Consider the following 21213-nt stretch of genomic DNA (forward strand, 5'->3'; position numbering starts at 1 on the left):
CCGACGAATACAGCTGGATGCTGTCGGTGCCGTCGAAACCGGCCTGCATCTGGTTGTTGATCTTGATGTCGCCCAGCGCGTCGAGCTTGATGTTGCCGTCGACGAGGACGGTGATCGCCGCGCTGCTGCTGTCTTCGACCGTTATGTTGTTGCCGTAGACCTCCAGGTTGTCGCGCAGCAGGGGCGAGCCTTCGGTGGCCAGGCCCGCGATGCGGACCGAACCGGCGCCGGCCATCGCGTGGTCGCCGTCGCTGTAGCCGACGACGATCTTGCTGAAGCCGTCGGCAAAGGCCTGCACTTCGGTGTTGTCGATGTTCAGCGTGTTGGACGTGACCGAGCCGTTGGGCGTGCCGATCTCGATGTTCAGGCCGACGTCGGTCGGCCGCAGCACCAGCAGGCCGCTGCCCGACACCGATTCGGCGCCGCCGCCGAAGTTGATCTCGTTGCCTTCGATGATGATGTTGCCGCCGGTGACGGTGACGTTGCGGTCGAAGGTCACGGTATCGGCGCCGTGGATGATCAGGTCGCCGCCATTGAGCACCACCGCGCCGTGGAACACCACGCGGCCGCTGGCGGTGATCTCCAGGTTGCCGTTGACGGTGACGTCGCTGTTGAAGGTGATGTCGTTGGGCGTGTCGACGGTGCCGCTGCGATCGACGCCGTCGATGAACAGCCCTTCCAGCGGATCGACCGCGCCCACCGCCGACGAGAATGTGATGTTGTTCGGCGCGTGCAGCGTCAGCGTATCGGGCGTGCTGTCGCCGTTGCCGTCCAGGTAGTGGGTGGTGGAGGTGCCGACGTTGATGTTGCCGACGCCGCCCGGCCCGGGGTTGACGCCGGCGGTGAGCGTGATGTTGCCGTTGATCTTCAGCGAATCGTTGTACGTCATGTCGCCGTCGGCCTGGGCGTTGGCGCTCAGCGTGGTCGTATGGCCCGAGCCGTTGATCACCAGCGAACCGCCGCCGCCGACGATCAGGTCCTGGTTGACGTAGATTTCCCCGCCCAGCAGCGGGTTGTTGATGACCAGGTCGTCCTTGAAGTTGATGTCGCCGTCGACGCCCTCCTCGCCCAGGTAGATCTGGTGGGCGCTCTGGTCGCTGCCGATCACGATCTGGCCGAAGCCGTCCTGCAAGTGATCCAGCGATTCGTTGCTCAGGTGCATCGTATCGCCGTCGTCGAGCGTGGAGAAACCGCCCGCGTTGCCGATGACGATGGTCGCGGTCGGGTCGGTCGGGTTGAACGTGAGCGTGGCGCCCGCGCTGCGCACGTCGGCCGCGATCGTGATCTGGTTGGCGTTGAAGGTGATGTCCTGCCCGCCGGCGTCCACCGCGTTGGAGATGGTTTGTTCGCCGTTGGGCGTGGCGACGCTGGTCTGGCCGCCGCGCGAGCCGCTGGCGGTCGCGTCCGAGTACACCTGGATCGCGCCGGTGGCCAGCACCACGACCTCGTCGCGGTTGCTGCTGGACACCGTCAGCGATTCGGCGTCGACCACGATCGACAGCGGGCTGAAGGTGAAGCCCGCCACGCTCTGGCCGACCTCGTCGCGCACGACGATGTTCAGGTTGCCGCCGGTGGTCTGCAGCATCGGGCCGCCCGCCTCGCGCAGCGTCACGCCATTGGCGATATGGACCGGCTCGTTGTAGGACTCGATGTTGGCGGTGACGATCTTGCCCGTCAGCTCGTCCATCGTGAACTTGCCGTGCGACAGCGCCCAATCGAGTTCGGGATCGAAGTTGCCGCTGCCGTCGGTCAGCCAGCCGGTGGCCGAGGCATCGTTGCGCAGCGCGCCCTTGACGGCGCGCACGCTGATGTCGCCGTCGCCCATCACGTGGACGCCGGCGGCCAGCACGATGTCGCCGTCCTCGGCCGTCAGCGAGATGCCGCCGCCGGCGGTGCTCACCTGGGCGTCGATCGCCAGGCCGACGGCCTGGCCGTCGCGCATGAGCGTGCCGCCGGAATACAGCGATACCGAGTGGGTGGCGGAGGCGGAGGTGACGCCGTAGTCGGCCACGATGATCGGGCCGGTGCGGGCGGTGATAGACACCACGTCGTCGGCCTGCTGGTCGACGCGGCTCAGGATGAGGCCGTCGACGTCTTCGATGAAGACGGCGCCGAAGCCGGTGTTGACGAAGTCGAGCACGCGCACCTGGATCTCGAGCGCGTTGCCGTCTTCGCCGATGCCGCCGTCGGCCACGATCTTCAGGATGGCATCGGCGGCGATGATGTCGGTCGTGCCCTCGGCCACGTCCAGCACGCCGCCGCTGGTGATGTCCAGCTCGGCATTGGTGCTGCGCAGCTTGCCCAGCATGATGGAACCGTCGGACTCCATCGTGATGCGGCCGGAGCCGGCGTTGACGATGGTGTCGCCGGTCATGTCGATCTGGCCGGTTCCGCCTTCCAGCGTGACGTTGCCGCGCACGGTGGTGATGTCGCCCTGCTCGGCCATCTTCAGGCCGCCGCCGCCGGCCACCGTGACGTTGCCTTCCACGGTGGTGATCGACTGGTTCAGCGTCAGCTGGCCGGAACTGGTGGTCAGGCTGACCTGCTGGCTGCCGGCGGTGGAGATCGCGGTATCGATTTCCAGCGGGCCGCCGGCGTCGATAACGACCGCCGAGTGGGCCGCGCTCTGCAGGCGCGACACGACCACGCCGTCGAGTTCGTGGACCGTGATGGTGGTGCCTGCCGTGATGTCGAGCGAATCGGCTTCGATGGTGCGGCCGGCCGTGCCGGCCACCACGGCGCCGCTCGCCGCGCTGAGCGTGACGGCGCCGGCCTGGACCATGCTGTCGATCGTGATGCTGCCGGTGCGCGAGGTGATGCTGACGGTGCCCGCGGTGCCGGTGATGGCGCCGATCTGGATGTCGCCGTCGGCCACCACGGTGATGTTGCCGCCGTGCATTTCGATGCCGGTGACGGTCAGCGCCCCGGTCTGGAAAATCGTGAGGTCGCCGTCGGCCGTCATCGTCACCTTCAGCACGCCCACGTCGGTGGTCAGCGTCAGGTCTTCGCCGGCCCGCACGTCGAGCGAGCCGGCCGTGACGGTGCCGCCCAGCGTCAGCGCCAGGCCGGCCGACAGGTGCACCACGCCGCCGTCGCCGACGTCGATGTCGGACACGATGACCAGGTCGCCGCCCGCCGACAGCGAGATCGACTCGTCGGCCTCGGGGTGGGTGGGCAGGTCGACCACCGTCAGGTTGCCCGTGACGTCGAGCGAGGCGTTGCCCGCCGCGCGGTCCGGCACGATCAGGATGTAGTCGCCGTCCCTCTGCAGGTTGGTCGCGGCCGAGTCGCTGTGGCCGGAGGCGGTCACGGTGAAGGCCTGGTTGACGTGGTCGGCCTGCAGCGTCAGCACGTTGTCGGCCACGCTGGCGGTGACCACGTTGCCGGCGTCGATCTGGTGCTTGAAGGCGCCCAGGATCGAGGCCCAGGTATTGGCGACCGTGCCGTAGCCCGGCACGTCGTCGCCCGCCTTGACGGTGTAGGTGGTGGCGCCCACCGTGATCTGGTAGGTGAAGCTCGCGTCCGGCTGGTCGCTGAACACGAGCTGGGTCACCTGCGCGGCGTCGGTGCCGGCCGCCTGCACCGGCGTGCTGCCGTCGACGAACACGCCGCCGGAGACGTCGGTCACCACGTTGGCGGCGACTTCGGCGTCGGTGACCGCGAAGGCGGTGTTGGCGTGCGTGGCCGTCAGCGTCAGCGTGCGCGTGGCGGCGTCGACTGTGACGTCGATCAGCGCGTTGTTGCTGCCGTCGACCTCGCCGGCCTCGATTTCGGAGGCCAGCTTGCCGAGGATGGACGACCAGCTCGCGGTGACGCCGTCCTTGCCCACCTCGACCGAGTACGCGTGGTCGCCGACGGCGACCGAGTACACATAGCCGTTGCCCAGCGTGTAATGGGCCGCCGCCGGATCGGCGAAGGCGACCTTCGACACCTGGGTCGCCACGAAGCCGGCCTCGCGGTCGGTGACCACGGTAGAGACCGCGGCGCCGCTGCCCGACAGCGCGGCGGCCGTGAAGGCGGTGTTGACCGCTTCGGCTTCCAGGCCGATCACCGTCTTGGCATGCGCGGCGACGCCGAAGTCGGTGGCGGTGGCGCCGACGCTGGCGCCGACGATGGTCAGCACGCCGCCCGCGGTCGGGCTGCTGCCGTAGGACTCCTGGACGGTGTAGTGCGGGCTGATCAGGTCGACCAGCGCGGCGGTGACGGACAGGGCCGTGTCGTCGGCCTTGGCCTGGTAGGCGTAAGCCGTGCCGCCGATCGTGATGGTGTAGGTATGGCCCGCCACCACGGAAAGGCCGGACAGGTCTACCGTGCGGCCTTGCAGCGCGGTGGCGTCGATCGCCTCGCCGGCTTCGACCACCGACGACAGCGCCGACGACAGGGATGCCCAGTCGGTGACGCTGTAGTGGAACTTGGTCGCCCCCAGCGCGGTGGCGTCGACCCGCGAGGCCAGCTGGGCGACCACGCTGTCCATCGTGTCGCCGCCCGTGGCCTGGTACGAGACGGAGGTCGAGCCGATCGTAAGCGTGTAGATGCGGCCGGCGGCGAAGGTCAGCGAGCTGAGGTCCACGTGCAGGCCGGCCTGGGCGGTGCTGCCGGCGGTGATGCCGGACTGGCCGGCGTCGACGTTCTGCAGGCTGGTCATCGCCATCGATACCGACGACGTGGAGGCCACGTTGACGGTGATCTTGTTGCCGCTGGCCGTCGCCGTCAGGGTGCTGTCGGCGTCGACGCTGGAGGTCAGCGCCGAGACCAGGCTGGCAAGCGTGTTGTTGCTGGCGGTGACGTCGAATGTCTTGCCGCCGATGGTGAGGATGTAGTGCGCGCCGCTGGACGCCGTCACGTTCGACAGGTCGATCTCGACCGCGGCGCCTTCGGAGACGCTGGCCACCGAAATCGAGCCCAGCGAGGTGGTCGGCAGCTGCGCCTGGACGGTGACCGAGGCCGAGGTGGCCGAGGTGCCGGTCACGTCGACGAAGTAGTTCTCGCCGAAGTGCACGCCGTAGTTGTGGCCGCCGAGCGTCACGCCGTAGGTCTTGCCGGCCACCGGCGAGCTGTCGCTGTCGAAGGTGACGCTGCTGTGCTGGGTCTCGTCGTAGCCGGCGCCGGTCACGGGCACCACGTAGTCGTTGGCGACGCCATCGTCGTTGACGGTCGGCACCAGCATCGTCAGGTCGGCGCCGTTCACGGTGAACGGCGTGTTGCCATGGTCGGCGGTGAGCGTCACGGTCAGGCTGGCCGCATCGACGCTGACGTTGATGTCGGTGCCGGCCTCGATGGCCGAGGCCAGCCGCGCCAGCAGCGCGGCGGCGGTCTCGCCGGACTGTGCGGTCACGGCGTACTGCGTGCCGCCGATCTCGATCGAGTAGGTCCAGCCTTCGGTGGGCGTCTTGCCGAACACCACCATGCTGACCTGCGGGACCGAGTGGCCGGCCGGCGTCGTGGTGTCGCCCTGGATGTTGATGATGGCGCCGCCGGCCTCCAGCAGCGACTGTTCGGTCACGGTGCTGACCGGGCTGTAGTGGAAGCCGTCGGCCTGGATGGTGCGCACTTCGACGTCGTCGCCCGAACCCGACATGGTCGGGTCGGTCAGCACCAGGTAGCGGGCTTCGCCGTTGATGGTGACGCGGTAGCCGTACAGGTCGGCCGCCTTGTCGTCGTAGTCGTCGCCGCCCACGACCAGGTTGTTGTCCTCGTCGTAGACGAAGGCCTTGAGTTCCTTGACGCCCTCGCGCGCGTCGACGGTGACCGAGCCGGACTGCTTCTCGGCGCCGACCGCCGCCGCGGCCTCGACCACGTCGACGTAGATGGTGCCGCCGGCGCGCAGCGAGATGTCGTGGAAGTCCGTGAAGTTGCGGACCTCGCGCACCTGCATGTCGCCGCCGGCGGCGATGTCGATCGTGCCGTCGCGGGCGCTGACGTGCTCCACGTACAGGTCGGTCGCCTCGTTGATGCTGATCGCGCCGCTGGCGGTGGAATCGACGCGGATGGTGCCGACCAGCGTGTTGAGCTGGGCGCCGCCGGTGGTCGTCACGTCGAGGCGGTCGGAGATGAACACCGACGCGCCGTCGGTGGTGATCTCGCCGGCGGTCAGCTGCAGCCGGCCGCCCTCGGTGGAAGCGGCCACGATGCCGCTCTTGAGCGTGAGCTTGCCGCCTACGTCGAGCGTGACGTTGCGCGCCGAGTCGTAGTTGTGCAGGCCGCCGACGAAGCCGGTCAGATCGAAATCGGAACCGATCTTGACGTAGATGTCGTTGAGCGCGCGCAGCTCGAAGTGCGAGGCGTTCAGCGAGGCCAGTTGCAGGTTGATGAAGCCGGTGTCGGTGGCATCGTCGTCGGTGCCGACCTGGTGGCCGGTCTCGTCGACGTCGATGACTTGGATCACCTTCGTCTGGCCGAGCGCCTCGATGACGACTTCGTCGATGCGCGTGCCGGCGCTGGTGCCGTCGTAGTGCGTGCCCTTGAGGTCGATGGCGCCGGCGATCGTCACGTTCTGGCCGGAGATCAGCTCCAGGTGGCGATTGACGCTGATGTGCCCGTTCAGGCTGATGCTGCCGCCGGTCTGCAGGATGAGCGTGTCGGCGGTCAGATCGTTCGGCAACAGCTTGGTAACCGCGTCGTCCGAGCCGAAGCTGAAGTATTCGCCGGCGCGGTATTCCATCCATTCCGGCGCGTTGAAGAAGCGGTACAGCTGGACGCGCAGCCCGGCATCGAACACCACGCCGCGGGTGTAGCGCAGCGTGTCGGCGTCGGCCGAGCCGTCCACCACCACGCTGTTGTCGTCGCTGACCAGGCGGATCGTGTCGCCCTGCACCAGGCCGGTGTCGCTCACGCGCAGCTCGTTCTGCGCGTGCACGCTGACCACGGTCTGGCCGGTGCCGGCGGTGATGGTGCTGCGGGCGAGAATCACGTCCAGCCCGGAGCTGCCTTCGTGCTGGCCGTCGAAGTCGGTCAGGTCGATGTTGCCGCCGTTGCTCTCGGCCCGCAGCGAATTGGCCGCGATTTCCAGGCCGGTGATGTCGTGCGCCGCCGTCAGCGTGAGCAGATTGGCCACCAGGTCGACCGCGTCGTCGCCCGAGTTCTCGGTGATCGAGCCGCCGGTGGACACCAGCGTGATGTTGCCGGCCGAGCTGATCTTGGTGACCGGGTTGCCGTCGGCGTCGGTCGACACCGGCAGCGCGTCGCCGTCGGCCAGATAGATGCCGGCCGAGGCATGGCGCACCAGGATGTCGCCGGCGGCCTGCACGGAGATGTTGTTGCCGGCGCGGTTGGAACCCAGCGACACGTCGACCAGGTCGACGGTGCCGGCGGCCGTCAGCGTGAAGCTGCCGTCGGCCACCAGCGCGGATTGCACCAGCAGCTTGCGCTCGCCCTGGCTGATCGCCACGCTGGCCGCGCCGCTGGCTTCCAGCGTCAGGCTGTTGATGTCGAGGTCGAGCCGGATGGCGCCGTTGCCGTGCACCGTCAGTTCGTCGGCCCTCACCTGGGTGCCGGACTGCTGGCTGACCGCGCCGCCTGCGGCTACCGTCACGTCGCCGCGGCCGACCTTGACGACGCCGCCGACCGTGACGAGGTTGCCGACCGTGCCGAGCTCGACGTCGGCCGAGCCGGCGCCGTCGATCACGCGCGCCGTCAGGCTGATGTCGTTGCGGTCGCTGTCGGTGCCGGTGACCACGTGGTCGGCATGGAAGTTGCCGGTGTTGAGCACCGTGATGCCGCCGTTGGCGGTGTCGGCCTCCAGGGCCAGGTCGCCGGTGTTGGTCAGGTCGATGTTGCCGAGGCCGGACAGCGACAGGTCGGCATGGGCCACGGCGGTGCCGAGAATCATGCCGGTCTCGGCCGAGGCCTGCAGGCTGTCGGCCTGCAGCAGGCCGCTGGCCACGCCCAGCGCGTCGGACGGGCCGACCGCGCCGTCGGGCAGGACCATGAAGCGGACCTGTTCGATGTAGCCGGCTTCGGCGTTCACGTGGATCGTGTCGGAAGCCTGCAGGATCGACTGCGACAGGATGATGTTGCCGCCGTAGTGGCCGGCCGTCAGCGACAGGTCGCCGCCGGTGGCCATCAGCCTGGTTTCGGCGTCGGCGTAGATGTCGCCGTCCAGCGCGTTGCCGGCGGCGGCCGAACCGGCCGTCAGAGAAATGTGGCCGGCGGTCATGGTGCCGCTCAGGTAGATGTCGCGGCCGGCGTCGACCGCGATCCCGGCCAGCGTGCTGTGCACGGGCGACGGCGCCGGCGCGTCGGGATCGTGGTCGGGCACCACGTCGGGCGCGGCCTGGACCATGCCGCCCATCGTGGCGTCGCTGCCCGCCTTGACCGTGATCTGCGCGTCGGTGCCGGTGCCCAGCAGGGCACCGGAGTCGTCCAGCACCAGGTTGGTGCCGGCCGACAGATCGATGTGGTTGCCCTGCAGCGTGGTGGCCACCGTTTGGCCATCGTGCACGTTGCCCTGGATCTGCAGCAGCGCGCCGCTGTCGATCGACAGCGTGTCTTCGGCGGTGACCTTGCCGCTCAGGCGGACCGAGCCGCCGGCGTCGATCACCACGTTGCCGCCTTGCAGCGAGGAGCCGTTGAATTCGCCGTAGGTGCGCGCGTTGGCCTCGTCGTAGACCACCTCGGTCACCAGGTGCGTGACCTGCTGGATGATGGGCACCGACTTCCACACCGTGACGGTCTGGTTGCTGACGACCATCACGTCCTGGGTGGTCGTCTGGTAGACCGGGCGATAGTCGTAGACGTCGGTCGCCAGCGTGGTCAGCTGATACTGCAGCTGGATGCGCTGGTCGTACATGGCGTGGTCGCCCGAGGTCCACTGATAGCTTTCGTCGTGGTAATTCTCGTAGCGGTAGCCGTACACCTTGTACGAGCTGATGATGTCGTTGTCGAAGCCGTCGTGCTTGATGAACGAGTCCGAGCCGTACTCGTCGTACGACGCGCCGCCGTAGTTGATGTGCTGGTAGAAGCGGATCTTGTAGGTATCGGCGCTGAAGCGGACCGAGCTGGCCTCGTCGTTCCAGTGGTCGCCGATCCAGCTGTTGAAGCCGGACAGGCTGGTGCTGTCGCCGCCGTAGTTGATGTCCCAGTACAGCGTGGACGCGCTGCCGCCCGCGGCGATGCCGGGCGCGTACCCCACCGCCTGGCGGGCGTGGACGAAGTGCGAGCCATTGATGTAGCTCAGCGACGCCGTATCGTGGTTCAGGATGTCGATGTACGCGGCGGTGCCGGTGATGTTGCTGGTTTCGCGATAGCCGCCGCCGCTGCCCGGCGTCCAGCGATCGGTGCCGCTGGCGGTGCCGCCGGTGGCCCACGACCAGTCGGGATCGCGCAGTACCTCGGCGATCGGGCGGCCGGCGACGTCGTAGATCCGCTCGCCGCTATAACCATGGTAGACCGCGTCCCACGAGCCTGGGCTGTTGTCGAAATCGCCGTAGTCGGTGCCGCTGCCGTCGGCATCGGTATAGACGGATTTCTTCTGCGTATAGTCGACCTGGGCCGTGTCGGTGTAGTAGCCCACCAGTTCGCCGGTGGCGCCCTCGCGGTCGGTGGTCCAGGTGCCCAGGTCCTGGCCGGCCGCGTTGTTGAGCCCGTCGGCGCTGGCGTCGCCGGTCAGGTATTTCGTCTCGCCTTGCGATACCACGCGCAGCACGTCTTCCTGCGCGCCGGCGGGCATCGCGATGTACTTGTCGCGCCAGCCCGACACGTTGACGTAGAACACCTGCTCGGCATTGCCGTCCCAGCTGGGCGTGTACGTGGTTTCGGTGGTGGTGCCGTTGACGGTCTTGTGGTCGACGGCGTGGTCGTAGGTGAACTGGTACAGCGGCATGTAGCCGGTGCTGTTCAGCACCGCCCAGCGCTGGGCGTCGTCCAGCTGCGCGAAGGTCTTGTAGGTGGCGTCCTTGTAGGTGCCCTCGACCCTCGTGGCCGTGCGGTTGGGGTTCTGCTCGTCGCCGGCGTTGTTCCAGTCGATGTCGCCGTTGAAGTAGTCGACGCCTTCGATCAGCACTTCCCGGAACTGCTGCCCTTCCGGCGCGTTCGGGTTGTAGTAGCCGATCTGCGACAGCGTCACGTTCATCGTGTAGTACTCGCTGCCGACCTGGACCAGCTCGGTGCCGACCTGCTCGGTGATGGTCGTGGTTTCCCAGCTGATCTGCGGCACGGTGATCTGGCCGTCTTCCACCTGCTGGTAGCCGACCACCTCGTCGGTGGTCTGCTCCACCGTGCGGTAGCTGGGCACCAGCACCTGGCGCACGCCCTGCAGCTGCGGCGCGGCGTCGAGCACGACGTCGCCGCCGGCCTGCACCTTCAGCGTGCCTTCGGCCTGCACCAGGCCCTGGCCCTGGATGCGGATGCTGCCGTTGCCGAGCTGCGAGCCGAGGATTTCGCCCTCCATCTGCTCGCGCGTCCAGTTCATGTTGACGCCGGAATTCAGCGTGATGTCGTTGGCCGAGCCGATCAGGCCGCCGATCACCAGCGAGGTGCCGGCGTTCAGCAGCACGCGGCCGTCCGCCGCATCCTGGTCGACCTGGATGTTGCCGTTGATCGTGATGTTGGGCGCGGCCAGGTGCACCAGCGAACCGGCGCGCGCGATGGGCATTTCCTGCCCTTCGGGCACGTTGCCGTCGGCGTCGGGCGGGGTGCCGGCCGACATGGTCAGCGCGCTGCGGGCCCGCATGTAGATGGACGAATCGGCGCCCCACGCGTAGATGTGGCTGCCGTCGGTCATGCTGACGTTGCCGCCGGTGATCGACACCGACTCCTGCACCTCGATGTTGCGCTGGATGATGACGTCGCCCGAGCTGGACGACAGCACGACGTTGAACACCGAGGCCGTTTTCGGCGTGGTGCCCTGTTGCTCGCCGATCTGGAAGCCGACCGTGATGCCGTCGGTGGCCTGCACCGTCACGGTGCCGCCCACGTGGGTATCGAGCTCGCCGCCCGACACGTAGCTGCCGGCGGCGTCGGTGACCAGGGTATCGATCAGCACGCCGATGCGCGAGGCATCGGTGCCGCCCACCACCAGCACCTGGTCGTCGGCGCGCACCAGGCCCGCCACCAGCACTTGCGAGCGCGAGCGGACCTCGATGTCGGCGCCGCCGCCGAGCGCGGTCACCGCGCTGCGCAGCTGCACGTCGCCGTCGGCCGTGATGAGGACCTGGGCGTTGGCGCCGGCGGCGTCGAGGCTCGAGCCCTGCGCCATCGCCAGGCCGAGGCCGGCATCGTTGGTGCCGGCCTGGATCTGCACCTTGGCGGTGGCCGACAGCGCGCCGCCCACCAGCACTTCCTGCGCACTGCGGATCGTCAGCTGCGCGCCGTCGGCGGGCGAGCTCAGCCCGCCGGCGTCGGCCGGCTCGACGCCGGCGCGGGCGGTGCCCTGCAGGTCGACCCGGTTGCCATCCAGCACCACCGAGCTGTTGACGGCGCCGCTGTAGAGCTGGCCGTCGGCGGCCAGCGCGATGTCGCCGCCGGCCGTCAGCGACAGCAGCTTGTCGGCCACCAGCACGGCGCCGCCGCTGCGGCCGCCGGTGCTGCCGATGGCGATGTCGCCGCCGGCCGACAGCACCACGCTCTGGCCCGCGGCCGTGGCGGAAAGGCCCTTCTCCCAGACGGCGATGTCGCCGCCGGCGGTGATGCGCAGCGAGCCGGCCAGCGAGGAATCTGCGTGCATCAGCACATTGCCGGTGGCGCTGATGTCGACTTCGTAGTCGTAGGTGGCGTCGGTGGCGATGTCGCTGCGGATCACGCCCGCCAGGTCGATGTTCCTGCCCGACAGCAGCAGCTGGGCGCCGGTTTCGAGCCAGCCCGATTCCTGGTCGAGCGTCAGCGTGCCGTAGGTGGACGACACCTGCAGCAGGCTCAGGCTGGCGCTGCCCTGGCCGATCGCGCTGTTGATGTGGACGTCGTTCAGGCCGCTCAGGATGATGCGGCCGCCCGCGTCCAGCGTGGTCAGGTGGCTGGTGCCGTAGGTCGACAGGCTGGTTTCGCCGTCGTGCTGCTGGGTGCCGGCCGAGATGATGATGTCGCGCTGCGCGGTCAGGTCGCCGCGCAGTTCCAGCGTCTGGCTGGCCTCGATCACGATGTCGGCGTTGACGCCGCGCGCCACCAGGTCGCCTTCGATCACGGCGTTGCCGGCCGGCGTCAGGTGCATGCCGCCGCTCAGCGTTTCCAGCAGGCCGGTGGAAGTCAGGGTGACGTTCTGGTTGCCCAGCGCATTGGTGCCGGCATACAGGTTGATGCCGGCGTAGGCGCGGATCGAGCCCTCGATGGTGATGTCGCCGCCGGGCGCGTTGGCCTTGCCCAGGTTGACCACCGAGCCGCGCTGGCTGGCGTCGAGCGCCCAGCCGCGGTCGGCCGCCAGCGGGCCGCCGGAGGCGTCCTCGTCGGCCAATTGGGTGAAGCCGAGCCGTTCGGCGTGGCCGCCGGCGACCGCCGCGATGCTGAAGTCGGCATTGCCGGTCAGCATCAGGCGGCCGTCGTTGAGCCGTACTTGCAGCTGGTCGGCGGTCACGTGCACGGGGTCGGCGCCGGGGTTGCCGACCACGGTGAAGTCGGCCGCCTCGATCGCGGCCTGCAGGTCGTCCATCAGGCCGCCCAGGCCGGTGCCGGCGCCGGCGCTGCGTTGCGCCGACACGTTGATGATGGCGGTCGCGGTGTAGGCGCCGAGGTCGATGGTCAGGCGGAAGGCGGCGTCGCCGCCCAGGTGGCCGTCGGCGTATTCGCCGAAGCCGTCGGCCAGCAGTTCCTCGGTCCACGCCGGCGCCAGCACCGACAGGTCGCCCGAAGCCGACAGCGTCAGCGAGCTGTCTTCCTGCCAGGTCTTCAGGTGGACGTTGCCGCCCAGCACGATGCCCTGGCCGGCCCACGGATTGTCTTCGGTGGGCGTGTCGGGATCGGTGCCGCCGCGCACGTCGATGATCTTGCCGGCCATCAGGTCGCGGCCCAGGCGGATCTGCTCGTCGGCCGAGATGCGGATGATCGAATCGCCGCCGTAGGTCTGCGTGGTGCTGCCCAGGTAGGCGCCGGCCGCGTCGTAGTGGTCGAGCACCTCGCCGCCGGCCACGATCATGCCGTTCAGTTCGGCATCCTGAGCGGCGTCGATGTCGATCTCGCCGTCGGCGTTGGAAACCGCGATCCGGGCCGCGCCCGGCATCCGCACGCCGATGCCGTCGGCGCTGTGGCCGCCGGCCAGGTCGATCAGCTGGCTGGCGCGGATGGTCGCGCCCACCTCGACGCTGCCGCCGTCGATGGTCTGCGCCATGCCGCCCAGGTAGAGCTGGCCGGCCGAGTGCAGGCGGACGGTGGAGTCCTGGCCGGACCAGTCGATGGTCTCGGACTGCAGCGCGCCGTCAACATAGGTCTGCTGCACGGTGCCGCCGGACAGGACCATGCCGGCGATGGTCACGCCGCCCACGGCGTCGACCGACACCAGGCCGCCCGTGCCGTCGGAGGTCAGGCCGGCCGCGGTGAGGCCGCCGGCGCTGGTGACGATCACGCCCCAGCCGCCGTCGTCGGCGCCCGGCGCGCCGGCGGTGGTGATGGTGACCGACTTGGCCGCGGCCAGCGCGGTGTCGACCAGCACCTGTTCGCCGGCCTGCACCGATATGGTGGAATCGGCGCCGAGCCAGGTGGTGCCGCTGTCGCCGATGGTGCCGCCGGCCACGATCGCGCCATGGATCTCGACGTCGAGGCCGCCGACCAGCGTGATGTGGCTGCCGGCGGTGACCGTATTCAGCGTGGAAGTGTCGGCGATGTACAGGCTGGTGCCGTCGGCGCGCGCGCCGCCCAGGCTGCTGCCGTCCAGGCTGGCGCCGCCGATCAGCGTGATGTTGCCGTTGACGTGCGCCTGGCCTTCCCAGTACAGCCAGTTGTCCGACTGCAGCGTCAGGTCGGCGCCTTCGCCCAGCAGGTTGATGTTGCCGCGCACGATCACGTCGCCCGCGGTGGACACCGTGAAGTCGGCGTCGTCCTGCAGCGTGGTGATGGTGCCGGTCAGCAGAAAGCCGAAGCCGCGCTGGCCCAGCAGCTCGTGCGGTTCGAGCACGCGGATCTCGTCGACCTGGCCGTCGTTCTGCGCGTCGTAGGCCTCGATCACGTAGCGGTGCGTGCCGTCGGTGACGATCCAGCGGTCGGCGCCGACCGCGCCGGTGTCGGCGTTGTGGTAGTCGATGCCTTCCGTGAAGGTGGTCATGAACTGCTTGCCGTCGGCGGCGCCGGCGTTGTAGTAGACCTCGCTGCCGTAGTGCGTGAAGCCGCTCTGGCTCAGGACGCGGTACTGCTGGTCGGCCGTCATGTCGCCGAACTGCGTGCCGGCCGCGGGCGCCGGCACGTCGCTCCAGCGCATGGTGTCGTTGTGGTAGTCGTCGCCCTCTACGAAGGTGATGCGGTACTGGTCGGCGGGCGCAGCCGAGGCGTTGAAGTAGACCACGCCGTCCCAGCGGCGGAAGCCGGTCTGCGACAGCACGGCGTCCTGCTGCGCGGTGCTGAGGTCGGCGAAGGCGGTGCCGGCGGCCGGCACGTTCAGCGAGCCCCAGTCGATGTCGGCGTTGTGGTAGTCGCTGCCTTCGGCCAGGGTGCCCAGCACGGCGCCGGTATCGGCGTCGTAGAACACCTCGCGGCCGACCTGGTCGTAGCCCAGCGATTCCAGCACCACGGCGCGCTGCGCCGGGTCGAGGTCCTCGAACGTGGCGCCGTCGGCCGGCGCGGCCACGCCGCCCCAGTCGATGGTCGACAGGTCGTAGTCGGCCGCCTGGCCCTGCGCGAAGGACTGCACCACGCGGTCGCCCGCGGCCGCGTCCAGCTTGACGAAGGTCAGCCCGTCGTGGACTTCGTAGCCCAGCGCGCGCGCCACCACCATCTTCTGCGCGTCGGTCAGGTCGCCGAACGAGGCGCCGGCCGCGGGAGCGCCGGCGTCGCCCCAGTAGATGTCTTCGTTGGCGTAGTCGACCGCCGGGCCTTCGGTGAAGGTCGCGACCTGCTTCTTGTCGGGTGCCGCGTTGTAGTTGAAGAAGTACTTGTAGTCGGTGCTGCTGCCGTTTTCCAGGTAGGCGACCACGATCGCGCGCTGGGCGTCGGTCAGCTGGCTGTAGCCGGCGTCGGCGTCGGGGCGCGGCACGTCGTCGGACGCGTCCTCGTTGGCGCCGAACCACAGGTCGCCCGGCATCGAGTAGTAGTCGAACACGTAGCCGATCGATTCGGCCACCACCAGTTTCTGGGCGCCGCTGAGCTGGTCGAACTGCGTGCCGGCCGCGGGCGCCGGAACGCCGGCCGCGGCCCAGTCGATCTGGCTGTTGTCGTAGTCGTAGGCGTGGCCCTGCACGAACGAGGTCGCGGCCTCTTCGACGCCGCCGGGGCCGCTCTTGGTGAACAGCAGGCCTTCGTAGACGGCGTAGCCGAGGCTGGCGGCGACCGCCTTCTGCTGCGCCAGCGTGAGCTGGTCGAAGGAGGCGTCGGCGGCCGGCGCGCCGGCCGCGCCCCAGTTGATGTCGGCGTTGTGGTAGACCACGTGCGCGCCGGACGACAGGTCGACGCGGAAGGCGCCGGTCTCGGGGTTGTAGTAGGCGCCGTCGCTGTAGACGGTGTAGCCGAGCGACTCCACCAGCGCCGCGCGCGCCTCGTCGCTGAGCGATTCGAACGGCGTGTAGTTGGCCAGCGCCGTGGCGGTGGCGCCGGCGTCGAGCGGCGTGTCGGGGCCGCCGAACAGTTGGCGCAGGTCGACGTGGATCTGGCCGTTGTTCAGCGCGTCGATGATGGCGGCGAACTGGTCGGCCTGCGAGGTGCTGGCCAGGGTCTTGCCCGGCAGCGTGTCGAAATAGTCGGCGTGGTCGGAAACCGCGCCGCCGGCGTCGATGGTCAGCGCGCCGGCCGCGGTCAGCGAGCCCGACAGCAGCAGTTCGCCGGTGGTGACGATCGACAGCGTGGCGTCGTGGCCGGTCAGCACCGGGGTCAGGCCGTCGTCGGCGAACGCGGCGCCCGACAGCACGGCGCTGCCCGACATCAGGCTGACGGAATCCCCCGCCTCGATCTCGATGCTGCTGCGGTCGCCCTGGGCCGCCAGCGTGCCGCCCTGCAGCAGCTTGAACAGCGTGCCGGCCGACAGGTGGATCGACGAATCGGCGCCCTCGGCGCGGATGGCCGAGGCGGCCACGATCGAGTGCGAGGCCTCGAGCACCACGCGGCTGCCCGGGTTCAGGCTGCGGATCGAGGCGCTGGCGTCGGTGGTGATGCTGTTGATGTCGGCGCCGTAGCCGACCAGCGCGCCTTCGCCGGTGCTGCCCTGGACCGAAATGTCGACCAGATCGTCGCCCAGGATCCAGCCGCTGACCACCAGCTGCTCGGTCAGGCGGATCACGGTTTCGCGCGCGTGCAGGCCCGAATCGGGCACGCCCAGCGGGTCGCGCGAATTCTGGCGCTGCACTTCCATCAGGCGGGCCTGCAGCAGCAGCGTGTCGGTCGACTGGACGTCGCCGACGACGGAGATGAAGTCGGCGATGAAGGTGACATGGTCGCGCAGCTTGGCCGAGAACAGGAAGTCGCCGATGGCCTCGTCGGCGGCGTCGCCGATGAACATCTGCACGCCCGGCTGGGCGTGGCCGATGGTGATGCCCGAGAAGCCGTCCTTCAGCGCCGACAGGTCGGCCATGCCGAGTTCGAGGAAGCCGGTATTGCCGTTGGGCGAGAAGTCGCGCCCATAGGTGGTCTGGGCCGCGCCGCCGATGCGGTAGCCCTGGTCGAGCGACATGGCATGGATGACCAGCGCGCCGGTGCCGCTGACGCGGTCGGCGCCGCTGGCGAAGCTCATGTCGTCGGCCACCAGCAGGATGTCGCCGCCGCCGGCGCCGGTGGACAGCGAGCCCGACAGCAGCGTCAGGGTCGCCTCGCGGGCGGCCAGCTGCACGTCGATGTGGCCGTTGGGCGTGGTCAGCCCGCCGGCGACGCCCCAGGCGTCGCTGACCAGGTCGAGGCTGTCGGCCTCGCGCACCACGATGTCGGCGTAGGCCGCGCCCGCGGTGCCGCGGTTGACCACGCTCAGCTGGGCGACGTGGGTGTTCAGCACGCCGTCGATGCCGGCCGCGTTGACGCTGAACAGCGCATCGGGCGCGATCAGGGTGGCCTGCGTGACGTCGACGATGCCGCCGCTGTAGATCGACAGGCTGGTCGCGCCCCAGCTCGCGCCGGGGGCCGTCTTCAGCACGGTGCGGGTGGTGGTGTTGTCGGTCAGCTCGAACCGGTCGAGCGTGTCGTCGAAAGTGATGATGCGTTCGCCGTCGGCCGTCTGGATGCGCAGCTGGTGGTCGTTGAGCATCAGCGGCGCGGTGCTGACCACGGGGGCCAGCACCAGCAGGTCGCGGCCGGCGCCGCCCTTCACGTTGAGCGAGCCGGTGCCCGACACGTAGATCGTGTCGTCGCCGTCGCCCGACTCCACCGTGGTGGTGCCGTTGGTGACGTAGATGATGTCGTTGCCGGCGCCGCTGGTGATGGTGTTGACGCCATCGCCCATGTCGACGATATCGGCCGCGTCGCCGCCGACGAAGCGGTCGTCGCCCGCCCCGCCCTCGTAGCGGATGCCGCCGACTTCGCCGCTCAGGAACTGGTCCTTGCCGGCGCCGCCGCGTACCACGCTGCCCGCGCCGCCGCCGAGGATGACGAAGCTGTCGTTGCCGTCGCCGCCGTCGAAGTCGAGCTGCGCCGTCACGTAGCGGCCGACGTAGATTGAATCGTTGCCGGAACCGCCGTTGGCGACGATCTTGTTGACGCCTGTGTAGTTCTCGGTCACGCCCAGCGACGACACCGACACCACGTTGCTGCCCTCTTCCTGCTCGATCGAGTAGGACTCGTGGACGATGTCGTCGTAGATGGTGCCGCTGCCGTAGCGGCCCGAGGCGTCGCCCATGTTCAGGTACAGCGTGTCGCCGACCTGGTAGGCGATCTTGGGCGGATCGCCCCACGACCAGCTGATGCTGCCGGACACGGTGATGCCCATCACCGTGACCTGCGCAGCCAGGTAGGCGCTGGCCGGATTGATCTGGATGTCGCCGCGGAAGCCCGCCAGCGTGAAGTCGACCGAGAACAGGCCCAGGTCGATTTCGAAATCGAGCGAGCCCCACACCGAGGCGCCGAAGCTCGGCTGGCTGCTGAGCATCAGCGAAATGCCGGCGTTCAGGTGGAACGGGCCGAAGTGGATGTCGAGCTCGGCGCGGCCGTAGATCTGGAAGTCGCCTTCCGACGTGACGAAACCGCCTACGTCGATCATCAGCGCGTTGAAGAAGTTCAGGTGGCCGTTGAACTCCAGCTTGAAGACGTCGTCGATGACGCTGATGCCGCCGTCGAAGTCGACGTCGAAGGTAAACAGCTTGATCGTGCCGTCGAGCTGGAGGTTGAACAACGTGTTGCCGCGGATCACGTCGCCGTGCAGCGTGGTGTAGTCGGCGCTGCCGGTGTTGATCTCGAGGATCGCGTTGGCGTCGATGCCGATGACGTCCACGCCTAGGCTGACATGGGTCTCCAGCCGCAGCGCGAACACCGGGCTGCCGTTGCCGTCGACCAGGAAGGCGGCGGCGCCGCCGACCTCGATCTCGCCGAAGCCGCCCAGGTCCAGCGAGACGTCGAGCGCGGCCTGCACGCCCTGCTTGTCGATCAGCAGGTCCACCGCGCCCTTCAGCTCCACCGAGCCGACCGCGATGCTGGCGCGGCCCGAGATCCGCAGCATCTGCGGATCGAGCATGACGGTGTTGAGCGGCTGGCCATGCTCGTCGAGCGCCAGCGTGCGCACTTCCTGCTGCACCGAGGTGGTGTTGAGCTGCAGCACGAAGCGGCCGGTGACGCTGAACACGCCGCCGTCGATGATCTTGGAATCGACGCCCGAGCCGCCGATCTCCAGCGAGCCGTACACGCCCGTGCGGTCGCCGTCGACCACCAGGCCCAGCGTGCCGGTCACCGACAGCGGCTCCAGCAGCGGCAGGTCGAGCGTGGCGGTCGCGCCGAGCTCGGCGCGCACCGCACCGTCGGAGAAGGACACGATGATGGCGAAGTCGCCCTTCAGCGACAGCGCGCCGTCCAGCAGCGACAGGTTGCCGTTGCCGGTGACGGCCGCGTAGGGGCCGACCCAGTCGGGCTTGCCCGGCGGCGCGGCGCTGATCGTGAAGGTCTCGAAATCGACCTTGTCGCGGAACTGCTCCGGCACCTGGTAGACCACGTCGTGGCCGAAGGTGTTCAGGTTCAGTTCCAGGCTGGCCTGCAGGCTGATCAGCGGGCCCAGGTCCAGGTTGTTGTCCAGCACCAGGCGCAGGGCCACGCCCGGGTCGTCGCCGGCGCGCACCACCAGCAGGCCGGTGCCGTGGCGGCTCAGGTTCAGGCCGTCGGGGCCGATCTGCACGTTGACGTCGGCAAACGCGGTCAGCCCCTCGCTTTCGCTGAAGCGGAAGTCGAGCACGCCGGTCATCGACACCAGGCCGAACAGCTTGACCTGCGCCTCGCCGAACAGCCGCAGGTACTGTTCGTTGTAGGTCAGCACGATCGGCTCGTCGGGATTGCCGGTCGGGATCCCGTAGCCCTCGTGCACGGCGCCGGCCGAATCGGTCCAGGTCGATTTGCTGAAATCGATCGTGGTCAGGCTGAACGAGGCATGCACGTCGGGCGCGAACGACACGGCGCCGGTGTCGGCGTCGCGCACGATCTCGCCCAGGCTGAGCGACACGCGCGCGCCCGTGTTGATCTCGATCATCAGGTTTTCGGCGTTGACCTCGGCCCCGGGCACGCCCACCAGGCCGATGTAGTCCACGCTCGCGCGGCCGGCGATGTAGACGCCGATGTCGACCGAGCCGACGCCGATCACCAGTTCCTTGGCCAGCACCAGGCCCAGGTCCAGGTTCTGGACCGCCAGGCCGACGGCGCCGTCGTTGGGCGTATCGCGTTCGTCGATGCGGCCGTCGCCGTTGCTGTCCTGCCAGTAGCCGCCCACGCCGATGAAGCCGTAGGCGTCGTTGATGCCGACCGCCAGCGAGGTGACCGTGGTCTGCTGGCCGTTGTTCAGCGTGACCTGCTCGGAGCCCTTCTTGGTCAGCGCCATCGAGGCCGACAGTTGCAGGAAGCCGGCCAGGTTGATCTCGGCGTAGCCGATCGCGACCTGGATGATTTCTTCGTTGAAATCGATGATGACGGCGTTGTTGCCGCCGGCCGGCAGCGCGAAGCCGTACGGCGCCAGCACGCCGTCGGTGTTGCGGTCCTCGCCCGGGTCGAGCACGCCGTTGCCGTTGGCGTCTTCAGGCGAGTTCGGGAACGAGCTGGCCCAGTCGATCGACGGCGGGCCGAACAGCTGCAGCGCGGCGTTCAGGTAGCCGCCGGTCGGGTCTTGCGGCAGGTAGAAGGTGTTGATGTTGACGGCGACGTCGTGCGCCACCACCGACAGGATGTCCGGATCGACGCCCACCAGGCCGGCGGTGCCGACGCTGGCCTTGACGGTCAGGAAGCGCGGCGCGACGTCGGCCAGCGCCGGGATCAGCCCGGCCAGCGCCGGGGTCGAGATCGCCATGCCGAAGTCGACGTCGTCGATCGCCACGCCGATGGCGCCCTCGTTGATCATGTCGGGCAGGCCGTCGCCGTCGTTGTCGGGGCCGTAGCGGTACGGGCCGCCCACGCCGGCGAAGCCGGTCAGGTTGGCGCCGCCCAGCGTCATCATCTCGACCTGCAGCTTCAGCTTGGTGTTGTCGCCGCCGGTGGCGTCGTCGATCAGCTGCTGCAGGCCGCCCATGTTGACGTCGACGTTGTAGCGTTCGCCCTTGCGGAAGGCGAGCGAGCCGCTCAGGTACAGGAAGTCGGCCACCACGATGTCGGCGTGGCCGATGTCCAGGCCCAGCAGGTCGTTGCCGGCCAGCTGCAGGTAGACCGGCGTGCCGCCGGTCTTGACCTCGAAGCCGGCGGGCCGGCCCGAATTCGGGTCGGCCGGGAAGCTGGCCAGGTAGTCGGCCGTCGAGCGCATCGCGCCGCCGAACAACTGGCCGCCCGAGTTCATCTCGATCGTCACGTCTTGCGCGTTGATCTTGAGCACGTCGCCCATGCCGTAGGTGCGGATCACGTCGGCGTGCGCGTAGAACGAGATGAAATCCTGGGCGTTGAAGAAGGCCGGCAGCTGGGCCTTGAAGATGCCCAGGCCGACGTCGAGGCCCTCGACGCCGAAGCCGAACAGGTCGTCGGCGTTGATGATTTCCAGCTTGCCGGGCTGGC

General features: G+C 68.9%; 1 protein-coding gene (cut by both window edges). It reads right to left on the reverse strand.

The whole window is internal to an LEPR-XLL domain-containing protein gene (locus ABD927_RS11560) on the reverse strand: the coding sequence, 50052 nt in all, runs 12569 nt past the left edge and 16270 nt past the right edge, and what appears here is coding positions 16271–37483 (codon 5424, partial, through codon 12495, partial); reading right to left, the first codon wholly in view occupies window positions 21209–21211. Both codon boundaries (start and stop) fall beyond the window edges.

The sequence above is a fragment of the Pigmentiphaga soli genome (assembly GCF_039541095.1).
Classification (GTDB): domain Bacteria; phylum Pseudomonadota; class Gammaproteobacteria; order Burkholderiales; family Burkholderiaceae_B; genus Pigmentiphaga; species Pigmentiphaga soli.